This window comes from Pseudomonas sp. Bc-h (genome assembly GCF_002080045.1).
Lineage (GTDB): Bacteria > Pseudomonadota > Gammaproteobacteria > Pseudomonadales > Pseudomonadaceae > Aquipseudomonas.
In genome coordinates, this window is the sequence record NZ_MUIN01000009.1 from 82,656 (window position 1) to 97,039 (window position 14,384).

The 14,384-nt window shown below is 59.9% G+C and carries 13 protein-coding genes and 3 pseudogenes; 9 read left to right on the forward strand and 7 right to left on the reverse strand.

Features of this window, described 5'->3' with window-relative positions; translation table 11 throughout:
- Positions 1–14: 14 nt before the first annotated feature.
- The 4 genes from BWR59_RS16815 (at position 15) to BWR59_RS16830 (ending at position 6,502) form a co-directional block, all read left to right on the forward strand.
- Positions 15–599 (forward strand): N-acetyltransferase, encoded by a 585-nt coding sequence (locus BWR59_RS16815; RefSeq protein WP_081566774.1) that lies wholly within the window; start codon positions 15–17, stop codon positions 597–599.
- Between the two features lie 85 nt (positions 600–684).
- The gene (locus BWR59_RS16820; protein ID WP_081566775.1) at positions 685–5,400 is read left to right on the forward strand and encodes an AvrE-family type 3 secretion system effector; all 4,716 of its coding nucleotides are present in this window, start codon (positions 685–687) and stop codon (positions 5,398–5,400) included.
- A gap of 35 nt (positions 5,401–5,435) precedes the next feature.
- Positions 5,436–5,876 (forward strand): type III secretion system chaperone, encoded by a 441-nt coding sequence (locus BWR59_RS16825; RefSeq protein WP_081566776.1) that lies wholly within the window; start codon positions 5,436–5,438, stop codon positions 5,874–5,876.
- A gap of 179 nt (positions 5,877–6,055) precedes the next feature.
- Entirely contained in the window at positions 6,056–6,502 is a 447-nt protein-coding gene (locus BWR59_RS16830) for a CBS domain-containing protein (RefSeq protein ID WP_081566777.1), read from the forward strand.
- 38 nt (positions 6,503–6,540) lie between these two features.
- On the opposite strand, the gene BWR59_RS16835 is transcribed toward BWR59_RS16830, so the two are convergent.
- Positions 6,541–7,290, reverse strand: a complete 750-nt coding sequence (locus tag BWR59_RS16835; RefSeq protein ID WP_081566778.1) for a hypothetical protein — start codon at positions 7,288–7,290, stop codon at positions 6,541–6,543.
- 222 nt (positions 7,291–7,512) lie between these two features.
- Here BWR59_RS16835 and BWR59_RS16840 point away from each other — a divergent pair, with 222 nt between their 5' ends.
- The 4 genes and pseudogenes from BWR59_RS16840 (at position 7,513) to BWR59_RS16855 (ending at position 10,799) form a co-directional block, all read left to right on the forward strand.
- The gene (locus tag BWR59_RS16840; protein ID WP_081566779.1) at positions 7,513–8,670 is read left to right on the forward strand and encodes an MltA domain-containing protein; all 1,158 of its coding nucleotides are present in this window, start codon (positions 7,513–7,515) and stop codon (positions 8,668–8,670) included.
- A 6-nt stretch (positions 8,671–8,676) separates the two neighbouring features.
- Positions 8,677–8,859, forward strand: a pseudogene (locus BWR59_RS16845) (GNAT family N-acetyltransferase); the annotation flags it as partial.
- A gap of 109 nt (positions 8,860–8,968) precedes the next feature.
- Positions 8,969–10,183, forward strand: coding sequence for an MFS transporter (locus BWR59_RS16850; RefSeq protein ID WP_081566780.1), 1,215 nt, complete (start codon positions 8,969–8,971; stop codon positions 10,181–10,183).
- Between the two features lie 160 nt (positions 10,184–10,343).
- Complete coding sequence (locus BWR59_RS16855) at positions 10,344–10,799, forward strand: MarR family transcriptional regulator (protein WP_081566781.1); 456 nt, start codon at positions 10,344–10,346, stop codon at positions 10,797–10,799.
- Positions 10,800–10,893: 94 nt separating this feature from the next.
- Here the strand turns inward: BWR59_RS16855 and BWR59_RS16860 are convergent.
- The 6 genes and pseudogenes from BWR59_RS16860 to BWR59_RS16880 form a co-directional block, all read right to left on the reverse strand.
- Positions 10,894–11,037: pseudogene (locus BWR59_RS16860) on the reverse strand (DUF2934 domain-containing protein); the annotation flags it as partial.
- A 222-nt stretch (positions 11,038–11,259) separates the two neighbouring features.
- A complete protein-coding gene (locus BWR59_RS16865; RefSeq protein WP_081566782.1) occupies positions 11,260–11,595 on the reverse strand; it encodes a DUF883 family protein in 336 nt (111 codons plus the stop codon).
- A 113-nt stretch (positions 11,596–11,708) separates the two neighbouring features.
- On the reverse strand, positions 11,709–12,233 hold the full coding sequence (locus tag BWR59_RS16870) for a sugar O-acetyltransferase (protein ID WP_081567166.1): 525 nt from the start codon (positions 12,231–12,233) through the stop codon (positions 11,709–11,711).
- A gap of 245 nt (positions 12,234–12,478) precedes the next feature.
- Positions 12,479–12,670 carry a DUF6021 family protein gene (locus BWR59_RS16875; RefSeq protein ID WP_081566783.1) on the reverse strand — a complete coding sequence of 64 codons (192 nt, stop codon included), beginning with the start codon at positions 12,668–12,670 and terminating at the stop codon, positions 12,479–12,481.
- A gap of 287 nt (positions 12,671–12,957) precedes the next feature.
- Entirely contained in the window at positions 12,958–13,128 is a 171-nt protein-coding gene (locus BWR59_RS32405; RefSeq protein WP_168184495.1) for a hypothetical protein, read from the reverse strand.
- A gap of 235 nt (positions 13,129–13,363) precedes the next feature.
- Positions 13,364–13,591 carry a hypothetical protein gene (locus BWR59_RS16880; RefSeq protein ID WP_230982033.1) on the reverse strand — a complete coding sequence of 76 codons (228 nt, stop codon included), beginning with the start codon at positions 13,589–13,591 and terminating at the stop codon, positions 13,364–13,366.
- 158 nt (positions 13,592–13,749) lie between these two features.
- Here BWR59_RS16880 and BWR59_RS32840 point away from each other — a divergent pair.
- Positions 13,750–14,134 (forward strand): annotated as a pseudogene (locus tag BWR59_RS32840) (hypothetical protein); the annotation flags it as partial.
- Positions 14,135–14,384 lie beyond the last annotated feature (250 nt).

A 14,384-nucleotide genomic window follows, 5' to 3' on the forward strand; every position in this document is an offset into this window, starting at 1 on the left:
CTGATGGAACCTCCATGATTCAGATCCGCCCCATGACCGCCGATGATTTCGAGCGCTTCTGGCCCACTTTCCAGACTGTGATCCAGGCGCAGGAAACCTACGCTTACGATCCCGGCCTGAGCTACGAGCAAGCCCTGCACCTGTGGCTGGAATACCCGCTGCACACCCTGATCGCCGAGGAAGACGGCGTACTGCTCGGCAGTTATTACCTCAAGGCCAACGCCGCCGGCCCCGGCAGTCACGTGTGCAACTGCGGCTACATGGTCACCCCCGCCGCCCGCGGTCGCGGAGTCGCGCGTCTGATGTGCGAGCACTCCCAGCAACTGGCCGTGGACAGCGGCTTCTCGGCCATGCAGTTCAACTCCGTGGTCTCGACCAACGATGTCGCCGTCGCCCTCTGGCACAAACTCGGCTTCGAAACCGTCGGCCGCCTGCCCCGCGCCTATCGCCATGCCCGACACGGGCTGGTGGACTGCCTGGTGATGTACAAATGGCTGGCGGACATGCCCGCCTCGCGCAAAGCCAAGAGCCCGTTGCTGATCGGGCGCAAGAATATCGAATCGGTGGTTTCGCGGCCTCGTCGCCCACGGCCGGACTGAGCCCATCGCAACGCCTCATTGATCGGGAACCGTTCGGGTCATCCATGCCACTCAGGGTGCAAACTCCCTGCATGGATGAACTCCCGTGGAAGCCCCTCGCGTCAGCCCGAATGCCAGCATCGCTCACGTAACTCGCGCCCAGCCCCGTGATAACGACGGCATTTCGCAACGAAGCGGAACGCTCGCCCGGGCATCCTCCACCAGCCAGTCGACCCAGCGTTTCGGCATGGCGCGGATGACTATTCTGGCCAGGCAGGTGAAAACCGCACTCACGCCAAGAGCCTTCAGGACCGCGCCTGCGGACGAGCCAACGGAACTGCCGGTCCTGACGACGCCAGCGGCCCATGTACTGTCCCTGCGCCTGGAACACGGCAAGGCCGCATTGGGCGAAGAAGGCCGGAACCAGTCTCACACCGAAAAGCTGCTGGAGTCGGTGCTGAACAAAGGCGAGGCACGGTATCAGGACCTCACAGCCGACGGTGACGGGTTTGTGCTGCACGATACGCAAAGCCGCAGGGTCCATGCCCACGCAACGAATCTGGCTGTGTCAGTGTTCAAGAGCACTGAGAACCGCGTAGGCATGACCCCTGCCTTGCCGGGCGATGCATTGCGCGCGCAGATCACCGGCGTCCACAAAGATGCCGCAGGCGATGCATTTCGCATTCACGAAAACCGACTGCACGCCTTCAATGGTGAGCGCTGGGCCGACAGTGGCTTTAACACCGAGCTTAAAAGCCTGCACAACCTGGGTGGAGCCCTTTATGCCATCGACAACGAGGGCAAGGTCCGCGCCCTGGCTGACCTGAACACGCCGCTGGCCATCAAGCACAAGGTCCAGTCGCTGACAATGTCGCAAGGCAGCCTGATGGCGCTCACCGAGGACGACGACAAAAATCTCTACGTCGAGCGTCCGGACACGCAGGGCACTCTGGGATTGGGCTATCACGGTATTCACCCGTTGCGCGGGGCAAGTGGTCTGCTGAACGCCGAAAGCCCCGACAAACCTGTGTCCATTTCCCTGCACAACGACCGTCTGCGCCTGACCACCGCAACTGGCAAGCTGCATCAAATCCAATTGCCCGCCGAAACCTTTGCCGAAGCCGGAGAGGAAGAGCCCTATACCCTCGACCCGTTGTCTCTGGGCGCCCCGCTTTCATCCCCGGCGCTGCAAACCGCACTCGGTCCCCACAGCTATGGCGAACTGTTCTGCGACCAGAGCAATCAGTTGTTCGCCAAGGTCAAGGACAAGCATGGCAACGAGCACAGCGGTCACTGGGACGAGACCGACAACAGCTTCAAACCTGGCTGGAACCTGAGCCAGACGTTGGTGCTGGATCGGCAACAGGGCCTGACGCCTCTGACACCTGAGGCCAAACAGCAGATTCAACTGCCGCGCGGGAAAATCGCCCGGGTCGGCGATGACCTGCTGACTCAGGACACTCGCACTGACGAATGGAAAAAGACCAGCGAAAAGGACATCAAAGGGCTGATCGCCGGGCGCGACGGCTTCGCGTATCTGATCGACAAGGACGGCAAGCTCAAGCAACTGAAAGTCGCGCCTCAGGCCACCGCTCACGACCTGGGCAAGGGGCTCGATCTTGCCCTGCCCGGCCGCAACACCGAGGCCAAGGGCACCATTCTGCGCGGAGCCGAACACCTGACGGTCGAAAAGGCCGCAGTGCAGAACGACCAGCGCTACATGACCTTGAGCGGCGGGGAGTTGCGCCTGCACGATCAGAACGGCGAGCGGGCAAAACTGCCGACACCGCCGGGGACCGGCAACATCACCGGCATTGGCAGCGACGGCAAATCCTGGTTTGTGTTGAAAGGTACTGTCCTGCAGCAGATGTCCGACGCCTCGCCCAAAAATCTGTCAACTGGCCGCCAATGGCAGGAGGATCCCCTCGCAGGACTCCCGCCTGGCGCCGTGCCCCAAGACCTGTACACCGACAATGAGGGCCGCCTCTGTCTGAAGGCAAAACTGCCCGGCGCCACGCCTGAAGCCCCTGGAGCGGACAGCGAGTTCATTCACGACGCCGACGGCAACTGGACACCCTCGACGGCCACTGCGCCAGCCACCGGCATGCCTCATGAACACTTCCAGAACCTCGCCGACAACGAACCGGGCTTCACTCGCCGCGGCAACGTCAAGACCAGCTTCAATGTCCTCGGCCGCAATAACGTGGAAACGGCCAAGGTCAGGAATTACGCCCCCAACACGCTGACGCAGAACTACCTGACCTCGCACCTGGCCTCCACTGGGGCGTTCAAAGTGCCTGCCGACAGCGTGCAACACGCCTGGAGTGGTCGCGAAGGCCTCAAGCCGGTGTATCAACACGAGATTGCCGTACTGCGGGGGCTGTCCGAGGCGGCAGCCGAACCTGCGTTACACGTATCTTCATCAATGTCGGCGCGCCTGGAGGCGCTCAGCCAACTTGAGCTGACGCCCGAAACAGCCGAACTCACAGAGATTTTCAAATGGTTTCACCAGACCGTGACCGACGACATGCAAAAGACCTTGCGTGAGCTGGCAGAGGGTCAGGGTGCGTTGCTCAGCAACGGTGCAGTCAATCTGGAATATCGCCCCGGCAAGTCTGCGAAAACCGACTTGCTCAAGGAAGTCTCGCAGGTGCTGAAGAACGGCGGCGGGACCGATGACGAACCGTTGGGGGCGATGATCAAATCCCTGCAGGACAAGGGGTTCAGCCTGGAGCACCGAAACCCCGCCTCGTCGATGGACCACTCACGCAAACGTGGCGACACCCAGTCGCTGCTCAGTGCCAGGCTGGCCAGCAATGCGCTGGTCATGAACAAGATGAACGCCATCCTCAAGCGTTTGGTGATGGACGCGAGACACCCGCAATTGGCGCGTCCGGACCGCATCGCCAAAGCCATGGCCGATCTGCACAACGACACCTACGACAGCAGCCCGATCAAGCGCTACACCGACGCGGGTTTTCGCAGTTACGCGGCACTTGAAGCCAGCTACGACGCGACCAAAAGCCTGCTCAAGTACATGCGCAAGGAGAACCATCCGGTCAAACGCAATGCTCTGGAAGGTTTGCAGTCGAGCAACGACGCCGAGTTGAAACACAACCTGACCCAAGCCTTGCGGGACCTGGAACCCCGGGAAAGCCTGAAGATCAATCGCAACTATGGCGGCGGCGTGACGGGCGGGATCACCGGCCCGGCAGGCGACTCGTTTCTGGGTTTTCGCGGCTCGGTCGACCCGGACCGTACCTATGGCATGACCTTCACCCGATTCGACCGCGGCTTGAAAGTGGCGATGAACCGTGAAGGCACTGTCAGCAGCACCGCCAGCTTCGGCTTTGGTGGTGGGCTGAGCGACACCAAAACCACGCCGGGCGACAGCCACCAGAATCACCAGACCAATGGCGGCTGGTTCGGCGGCAGCCTGGATGCGAAGCACAAATACAGCGACAACACCGCGTTGAGCTTTTTCATTCGCGACGACGAGCTGGAAGGTTTCATGAATGACCTGCTGACCACGCCGCTGCACCGCAGCAAAAGTCCGCAGCCCGGCAGTCTGAAACCCATGGAATTGATGAACCGTGGCGTCGAACAGGAAGTGCGGACCACCGGCAAACACAACTTCGACCTTGAGCTGAACGCCAATATCGAGTCGCGCACCAACTACGGCCAGACCGACGCAGAACCGGTGGCAGGCTTCATGCGTTTCGGCGTCGGCCTGTTGGCCAACCTTGCGCTGTTGAGCGCCGAGCGCGAACGCACACAGGGCCGCGGCAATGACGGTTTGAAAACCGATATCTACAGCAGCAACCGGGCGCGCTTTCTGGAAAAAGGTTCGGTGAGCGGCTACGCGCGGATGTTCAGCACGATTTTCACCTCGCGCCCGGACAACCTGTTTCTGGCCGGTGGCGCGCCCATCGGCGTTGCGGCCAGCCTGTCGTTCGACAACAAGACCGGCAAGACCTACGACGTGCGCTTCAAGGATGCCCTGCCGGTGCAGGCCAGCGACCTGAAGAGTCTGGAAAGCAGCCTGGAAAAAGCCTTCCCCGAACTCAAGCAGGAAAAACCGGGAGACAAGACCGTCGACCAGCGGCTCGCCGCCTTGCAGACGCAGTACGCCAGCAAGACCGCCGAGAACGACGCCCAGCATTCGGCGCTCATGAGCCTGGCGCAAACCCGCCGTCAGCAGACCGCCAGCGCCCAGGGTTCAGCCCTGATGTCGTTGATGGACATGGTGGTCAAACACAACAACGTCAACCGTATCGATCAGGCGGCACTCACCAAACGCGGCATCGATGTGGTCAAGGAAATGCTCGGCAGGGACGCCAACCCCGGCAACGCCGAGCGCATTCACGAACTGATGAACAACGACCCGCAACTCAAGGCGCTGCTGGATGAACTCAAGCGTTCCAAAGGCACCACGCGGGCGGAAATCAAGCTGGAGGTCAAGGACTCGGTAAAGAAGGAAATCGAGGACGGCGCGATCAACGGCACGCTCACCAGCGACGGGCTGAAGAATCAGCTCTCCAATCGCGACAACCTTCGGATCAAGAGCATCGCGGTGTTCCGCAGCGCCGCCAAGGACGACTCATTGGGCGTCCCCCTGCCCTACGTCAGCTTCAAGAGCGGCAGCAGCCTGAGCATCGAACGTTTGCAGGGCGAAATCACCTTCGACTACGGCCTGGATCAGGTCAATCCCAAAAAATACACCCTGGATGGCGAACTGGCCGATGCCGCAAGCGAACAGACCGCAAAACAGGCAGCTCGCGACCTCGGCAACGAGGATCAGGGCGCCTACCGCCCTCGCTGATCGAACTCTCAACTGAAGGCTCAAAGGACAGAACCATGACCACACCCGAGACACTGCTCAGCGCTCTGGGCAAAGCCCTGAACACAGAATTGGCCCTGGAAAACGGCGTCTGTGCGCTGTTCGACAAGGACCGCGAAGTCGCCATCATCGAAATCCCGCCCGCGGGCGACGTCGCGATTGTGCATTGCAGGCTGCCGTTGCGTGCGGACCCTGGCAGTTATGAACGCCTGCTACGGCTGAATTTCGACACCGGCGCGATGCACGGCTGCTGGCTGGCGCTGGACGAACGCTCCCACGTGCGGCTGTGCGCCGAAACCGCGCTGGACTCGCTGAGCGAATCGGCCTTCGTGCATTGGGTTCAGGGCTTCGTGCGCCAGACCCGGGAGATTCCGGGGATGCTTCGCATGGCGTCGGATCGCCCCGCGAAACTCCCGGCGTCGGGGCTGCGCATGCCAGGGCTGGCGCGCAGTGTGTGAACCTGATGAGCACGGGTGGGTGCGGGTTTGCGGTGGTTCTGGCTGAACGCAGGGGTCATGACGCTTTTGATCATCTGCGCGGCGCTTTCAAAACTTGCCGGAATGCCATCTCTCTACGATTCTGTATGCACGGCCCGAATCACGCGGCCGCGCTCACAATACGCGCCGGAGAGGCCAGCATGACGACCGTAGCCGAACTACTGAAGTTGAAAGACGAGCAACATCGCGTACCTCATACCGTAAGTCCCGAGCAGATGGTCTTCGAAGTGATTACCTTGATGGCGGAGAAAAACATCGGTGCAGTGCCGGTAGTCCGGGACGGCAAGGTGGTTGGCATCGTCAGCGAACGTGACTACGTGCGCAAAATGGAGCTGAAAGGCCGAGCGTCCGTCGGCACGCCGGTGAGCGAGATCATGACCCACGACGTGAAAACGGTGGATTCCCATCACAAGGTCGACCAGTGCATGAAAATCATGACCGACAGCCGTCTGCGCCATTTACCGGTAGTGGATGACGGTCAGCTGGTGGGTCTGCTGTCCATTGGTGATCTGGTCAAGGAGGCGATTGCCGAACAGGCCCGGCTGATCGAAAAGATGCAGGAATACATTCGCGGCGAAAGCTATTGAACAACTGAGGGAGTCAGCTTCCTGGCTCCCTCATGCTGTTACTGAACCGGCAGGAAATTCAGGAACAACAGACTCTGGGCGTAGTTCAGACCGATCCGTCTATAACGCTCATCGAGCATTTGGGTCAGCAGATCGAGCCGCGCGACGATTTTGCCGAACTCGGTGGCAAAGCTCAGGTTGCTGCCCTCCTCCGAGATTTCATTGGAAAACAGCATCAACTCGCCATTGGCGTTCTGACGCTGACTCAACAGCCAGGTCGCCTTTTCGATGTTACGCGCGGCGTTGCTGACGAACTTCGGATTGATCTGGTCAGTCATGAAGAACTCGAGTCGCCCGCCGTGGGCGGTCACCAGCATGCTGCCAATGGCATAAATGAACGCGCCCACGCGGTCGCCAAGAAACTCAGGGCTCAAGGCGTAACTCAAGGCCGCGAGATCGCGACGATTACCCATCTGCGCCAGTGGCGTCTGTTGCTCGATGGCATTGCGTACATTGCGCTCGGCCGAGCGGGCATCGACGAAACCGGATTTGCGCCACTCTGCCGGGTTGCGCAGATACAGCTTGTTCATCAAAAGATACAAACTTTCCAGGTTGTCGTGCATGGCCAGTGTCGCCATGCGATCAACGCTGGTCTGGAAGAACTCCTGCGGCCGGGTTTCGCTGAACTGCGTCGCCACATCGCGCCCGTCCTGACGCGTGCAACCCGCCGCGCAGAGCATCAGCAGGCACACCGAAAACAACAAGCGCCCCTTGCGGCGCACACTGGAATAAGGGGAAACAGAGACCATCAATCACAAGCTTCAACTATCTGGACGCCGCGCGAATCGCCGCGTCCCGGCCATGCATAGAGCGGCAAACCGGCAAAAAGTGCGATATGCAGAGCAAATGCCCGAAAAATCCAAGGGCACTGTGCAAAATAAAGCCCTGTCGAACCTTTCACGGATTTGACGCCGCCCTCGCCTTTCACCAAGCTAGCCGCCTTCACTGGTTTTCAGGAAACACCCCGCGTGATGACCCCAAGCCTGCACTGGCGCCGCTTTCTGTTGTGCCTCGCCCCACTGATCGCCTTGCTCGCTGCCTGTGACGGTGGCGCGCCCAAAACCAAGCCTTCCGAAGCCACGACGTACGTCAGCGTCGAGTGGGACAAGCTGCCGGCAGTCAACGATCAGGATCTGATGGCGGGTTACAACAGCTGGTTCTCGGCGTGCAAGCGCCTGGCGAAAGATCCGGTGTGGGGCAGCACCTGTGCCCTGGCAGCCCAAGTGCCGGCGAATCCCGCCGCCGTGCGCGACTTTCTCAAGAACCAGCTGCAGGTCTATAGCCTGCGTTCTTCAGAGCATGGCGCCAACGGCCTGATCACCGGCTATTACGAGCCGATCTACAAAGGCAGCGAGCAGCAGGACGATCAGCACCCGGTGGCGATCTACGGCGTGCCGGATGACCTGATCATCGTCAATCTGGACAGCATCTACCCTGAACTCAAGGGCAAACGCCTGCGTGGCCGACTCGATGGCCGCGTGCTGCGTCCCTACGACGACGCGGCGACGATTGGCGAGAAGGGTGTGAACGCGCCAGTGCTGGCCTGGCTGGAAAACCCGATAGACCTGCAGTTTTTGCAGATCCAGGGATCGGGCCGGGTCCAGCTGGAAAGCGGTCGCCAGTTGCGCATCGCCTACGCCGACCAGAACGGCCATCCCTATAAGCCGGTGGGTCGCTGGCTGGTCGAGCAAGGCCAGTTGACCAAGGATGAAGTGTCGATGGGTCGGATTCGCGACTGGGCCATCGCTCATCCGGAACGCGTCCACGAATTGTTGGGCAGCAACCCGAGCTACGTGTTCTTCACCCTTCGCCCTGACAGCACCGAGGGCCCACGCGGCTCCCTGAATGTGCCGCTGACCGCCGGCTACAGTGTGGCCATCGATCGCAAGGTGATTCCGCTGGGCAGCCTGTTATGGCTGTCATCGACCCGCCCTGACGGCACGCCGCTGGTGCGCCCAGTGGCTGCGCAGGACACAGGAGGCGCCATCGCCGGTGAAGTGCGCGCCGACATGTTCTGGGGTACCGGCGACGCCGCGGGCGAGCTCGCGGGCAACATGAAACAGCAAGGACAGATCTGGATGCTGTGGCCCAAAGGCGCAGCCCTGCCCAACGCCAAACCCAAGGACTGACAGAGCATGAGCGCCACTGTAGTCGCCACCGAACAAGTGGTGCTGACCGGCAACAACGTGGAGTTGTTGCCATTGCAGGCCGAACATGCCACCGGCCTGCTGCAGGCGGCGGAAGACGGCGAATTGTGGAACATGAAGGTCACGGTCATCCCGGGCCCGGAAACCGTCGATACTTACATGAGCACGGCAAGTCCACACGCACGTTGATTTCATCCTCTGTTCCGGTTTCGGGTTGATCTGAAACCGGTTTCAGGTATAACAGGATGTTTCCTCTTTTAAGTCTTACGCCAAGTCCCCCATGAAAAACACCTCCGACACCCCACATGATTTCCACATGGGCTGGCTGCTGTTCGCCCTCGCCATGGGCGCGTTCGCCATCGGCACCACCGAGTTCGCCTCGATGACCCTGCTGCCGTTCATCGCCAGCGACTTCCAGACCACCCAACCGCTGACCGGGCACGCCATCAGCGCCTACGCGCTGGGCGTAGTGGTCGGCTCACCGGTGATCATGGTGCTGGGCGTGAGGCTGGAGCGCCGGGCATTGCTGGTCGGCCTCGCAGCCTTCATCGGCATCGCCAATGCCCTGAGCGCGATTGCCCCCTCGTTGCCATGGCTGGTGTTCTTCCGTTTCCTGAGTGGCTTTCCTCATGGCGCCTACTTTGGCGTCGCCATGCTGCTCGCCGCCTCGCTGGTGCCGACCAATCAGCGTGCACAGGCAATCTCCCGGGTGTTCATGGGCCTGACCATCGCCACCATCATCGGCGTGCCGTTCGCCACCTGGATCGGCCAGACCATCGGCTGGCGCTGGGGCATGGCCATCGTCGCCGTGCTGGCGGCCATCACCGCTCTGCTGATTCGCTTCCTGGCACCCGTTTCTCCCGCACAAGCCGACGCCAGCCCTCTGCGTGAACTCGGCGCCCTGCGCTCCCGCCAAGTGTGGTTGACGCTGGGCATCGCAGGCATCGGCTTTGGCGGGGTGTTCTGCGTGTACACCTATCTGGCGGCGACATTGATCGAAGTCACCCATGCCTCGGACTTCATGATTCCCGTGGTGATGGCGGTGTTCGGCCTGGGCACCACGGTCGGCAATCTGATCTGCGGCTGGGCAGCGGATCGCGCCACCATGCGCGCGGCGGGCATTTCCCTTGCCTTCACGGCGCTGGTACTGGCGCTTTACCCCTCGGCGACAGAGAACCTGTGGCTGCTGATTCCTCTGGTGTTTTTCATCGGCTGCGGCGTGGGCCTTGCGGCGATCCTGCAGACCCGACTGATGGACGTCGCCCCCCATGCGCAGTCATTGGCCGGGGCGCTGGTGCAGAGCGCATTCAATCTCGCCAACGCTATCGGCCCCTGGGTCGGCGGGATTGTCATCGCAGCGGGCTTCGGCCTGCCGGCAACCGGCTACGCGGCAACCGCTCTCACCCTGGGCGGACTAGGGATGTGGTACTGGGCGCTGACCGACGCCCGACGCGCCGAACAGCGTTTCGCCCGGCAGGCCGCCAGCGAGGCCTGATTTTTTCTGCTGCAAGGGATGAGCCTGCGGCACCGTGTCACCGACCGACTGACCGAAAAAGTCTTGTCCGACGTGTCAAGGCAGGCATAATTCAGGCTATCTCTTGCCAGCAGTGAGTAATCCGGCCTTGAAACGTGCGACATCCTGCTCAGATCCCACCATGGCCAGCAGTTGCGCCAACGGCTCGGTACGCCGCGCCTCTCGCCGCCTGGGGCAAATCTACGATGAAGCCTTCACGACCTGCGGCTTGAAAGCCACCCAGTACTCCCTGCTGTCGCAGATCGCCCGCAGTCGACAGCCGAAAATGCGCGACCTCGCGCAAGCGCTGGTGATGGACCTGTCAGCCCTCGGCCATACATTAAAACCGCTGGTTCGTGACGGGCTGGTGGAGTTGCAAGTCGATGAAACCGACCGCCGCAGCCGACGCGTGCTGCTGACCGAAGCCGGGCAGCAGAAATACACCGAGGCACGCAAGATTTCCGAACACGTGTCTCAGGTATTCGATAAAACGTTCGGTGCTGAGGAAACGGTGAAATTGCGCCAGGCGCTGGACTTCATCGCATCCGAAGGGTTCGCGCAGTCCTTACTCGAAGAGTTGCAATCCAGCAGCGCTTAACGCGCCAGTTGAAGGACAGCCCTGCGCCCCCGTCCTACTGAAGGTCGGGGTCCTCGTCAGGGGCCGGAAACAGCGTATCGATCTTGTGCCTGTTGGGCGCCCGAACCGGCGCCATTGCGGCAGACTCAGCAAGCTTGGTCGCCATGTCCCAATGCCGGGCCTCCTGCCCTTCAGGTCTGCCTTCGGTTTCCCAGATCAGTTGTGCAAGTTGACGAACAGCTTCTTCGTCGACACTCATGCATCTCCCCCTTTTAGACCGTTGCAGATCGTTGCCCGGCATCAAGTAGATCCCGTGGCCCTTATCTGTGGCAACGCCTGACAAGCCTGCTACCAGCCAGACTACATGGCTCGGCACCGACGCGCTGTCGCTGCGCCTGTGCCCACCCGCAGGCGAAAATCGACCTCCCGCCCCCCGACGCATGATTGCGATACCACGATTGCGCATCACGATCAGCGCTCCTCAATGCCGGTCGCGCATCAGCAGCAGGCTGGCGATCAGCCCTACCCCCGCCGCCGCGCCAACAGCAATCAATGGGCGCTCTTTGACGTACCGCTTCACGTCGCCCAATACCCGTGTCAGAGGCGGCTCCTGCTCGATGGTTACAACCGAAGCATCGACGCCCTTGAGAAAGTCCGTCAAACGTTCTCGCGCCGTCGCCGTCCGGTCTTCATGCAAGGCATCGCCCGCAGCCAGCAGGGCATTGGTTTCATCGAGAAAAGTATTCAGCTGCGCGCGAGTCTTTTCGTACAGATCTTCACGCAAAGTTTCGCTGATATCACTGGGTATTCGAGTCATGTCGCGCACCGGATTCGGGGTTATTGAATTGGGTTGACCGAAGACACTCTCAATTCGTTCCAAATAACTGAAGAGCCGCGACAAATCCGACTACTCCGACACATTGCGGCGGCTCAAACCTCAACATCGCGGCCGTCGACCCACTTCTTGAAGCGTGCCGGCGTACCCACAAACACCGCATTGGCAGGCACGTCCGAGGTCACCACGCTGTTGGCACCAATGACGCTATTGTCGCCAAGGGTGACGCCTGGCAATACAACGGTGCCCGCACCGATCCAGACATTCACGCCAATGGTGATGGGTAGCGAACGCGTGTCGCTATGCCGCGTCTCGGGTTTGAGGTCGTGGGTTGTCGTGCAGAGACGCACTTGAGGGCCGAGCATCGTATCGGCACCAATGGTGATGGCGGCTTGATCGAGAAAAATACAGCCTGAGTTGATCAGCACGTTGCGGCCCAGGGTTATCCGCCCTCGCTCGAAATAAAACGGCGGGCGTATGACCGCATTCCCCTCCGTCATGACCCCGGTCTTGCTTAACAGCCGATTGCTTTTCTTCTTGCCGAGGTCGTAGCGACTGAGCAACCGAACGTACTCAGCGGGCTTCAATGTCTTTTTTAGCTCATACCACCACAGCATCATAGAGTCGGTCACTATCGCAAGTTGGGAGGCCACCTGCGGGCCTCGAGCAACTCGGGAGTCTACCGTCTGCAAAGGGCGAGATCGAACACCGTTTTTGCACGGCCTCTGAGGTCAAACGGTTGAGCCCGTCGCGATAACCGGGTACCCCGATAAAAGTGCGCCCATAAAAAAGCCCGACACAGCGCCGGGCTTACATTCTTTTATATGACACACGTTCAAACAACCAGCCCGAAAAATGACCTTTATTACTCGTCCACCGAGCGTTTGCCGGGCCGGACAGGGTCATTGCTGGTCCTCGCCGGGTGTGGCGGATCAACTTGCGGGTCGGACAGATCAGGTGAATCCGGATCGAATCCGAGCTCATCGTCGACGCCATCTTCATGACTGTCTCCACCCTTCTGTGAAAAATTGCCCGGTGCGTCGGGATTAATAGCCATCTCGATTCTCCCTGCTGAGTGCATGTGGCATGCACGTTCAGGATTGGGATATGAAGGCTGGACGAGAGTGCCCATGAATGGACGAATGGTCTACAGCCTTTAATGAGTCACCGGTAGCCCACATGCCCCCTATCAGCAGGGCGAGCGCGGCAGCATTCAGGTCCGCCGCAAACAGTGACTCGCCAACGACCTTGTATTACTGGACCGAACAGCCATCGCACAGAAGATACGGAGCGCAAGAGCATGTGGATCACGATCGAACAGATCCCCGAGAAACAGACCGCTGTTTAGTTGATGATCAGCGCGCAGGCGATCAGCGACAGCCCCAAACCCGTAAAAGCCGGAATGTTGTAAAAGAGCCCGACGGCCAGCACGGGCACCCCGATGACAAACGTCGGATCGCGAAAAAAAGCGAAAGCTCTCAATGGCGCAGCTCCTGAACGATGAGCGAGCAGCATAGCACCGCCCCACCGAAAGGATGATGTCCCAAAAAAGTCCCAGCCATGAAAAAGCCTATCCTGACAGATTGGGATAGTTATTGAACTAACCGATGGACCCAGCGCGTAAGCAGACGAAAATAATTCAGTGCTGGGTGCTAGTCGCCAATCGTCCATATAACTGACTTCGAGCGCCAATTCACTCGCGCTGATTACCCCCCATCTATCCACATGTCTGCCGATCTACGGGGGGTGATCAAGCGATGCTGAGGAGTTTTGCGGGGGGCTTTTCATCGGCTTTGAGATACAGGTAATCGCGCCAACTTCGAAAGGCGCGCTGCTGCCGATCAAAGGCTTCCTGCCATTCCACAGTGCCGACCTGGTCCACGCCCAGAGCCATCATCTGCTCGGTTGCGTCATCCAGTTCTTTGACGAGGTCGAGCGCATTAGGTGCATCACAAACTTTCGGTCGCATAAATTCCATTTCCTTTGGCTATCCCATTGAGTAGCCAACCTCTTGATAGTGCTCGGGTTCCGACGAGCGGTTACATCATCTGCAACTATATCCCGTATTTGACTACGGGCAGGAAACGCCTGCGTCTCTGCCAATCGTACTAATCAAATACTCACCACACACTGGCCCCAATGCTCACCAAGCTGGAGGAGAAGAAGAAGAAGTCGAGCCGCAAGCCGTACCCGATGTCACGGGATAAGAGGTCGATTATGTCCGGCGAGTTGCCGGCGCACTTGCAAACGATGGCTTTGTTCAAGGTGAGCACGGGCTGTCGCGAGGAGGAGGTGTCCAAATTGAGGGCGGGGCTGCGAGATACCGGTACCGGAACCCAGCACCCGGGCAGCGGGTGTCACAGAGGAAGAACGCAAGGCTTTGCTCGGGCACAAGAACGGCAGCATCACCAGCCATTACTCCGGCGCGGAGCTTGGAAAGCTGATTGAGACTGCAAATATGGTAACAGCTACCGACTCACGCGGGCCGGTCCTGACGATCTTGAAGAGGAAGATAGGATGAAGTCCCGAAATTCCCCCGAAGCATGAAAAAGCCCAACCTGAAAAGATTGGGCTAAGTCATTGAAAAATATGGTCGGGACGGAGTGATTCGAACACTCGACCCCTAGCACCCCATGCTGGGGCCTGTACGGACGCAACCATCTGATTCATATAGAAAATAGCCCGTATCAGAGCCTGCAAAATACGGCGTTTCCTGTGATTTTGCAAACGAAAACACGCGGCCTTTAGGGGAGGTTTTGCGCAGCTAATTG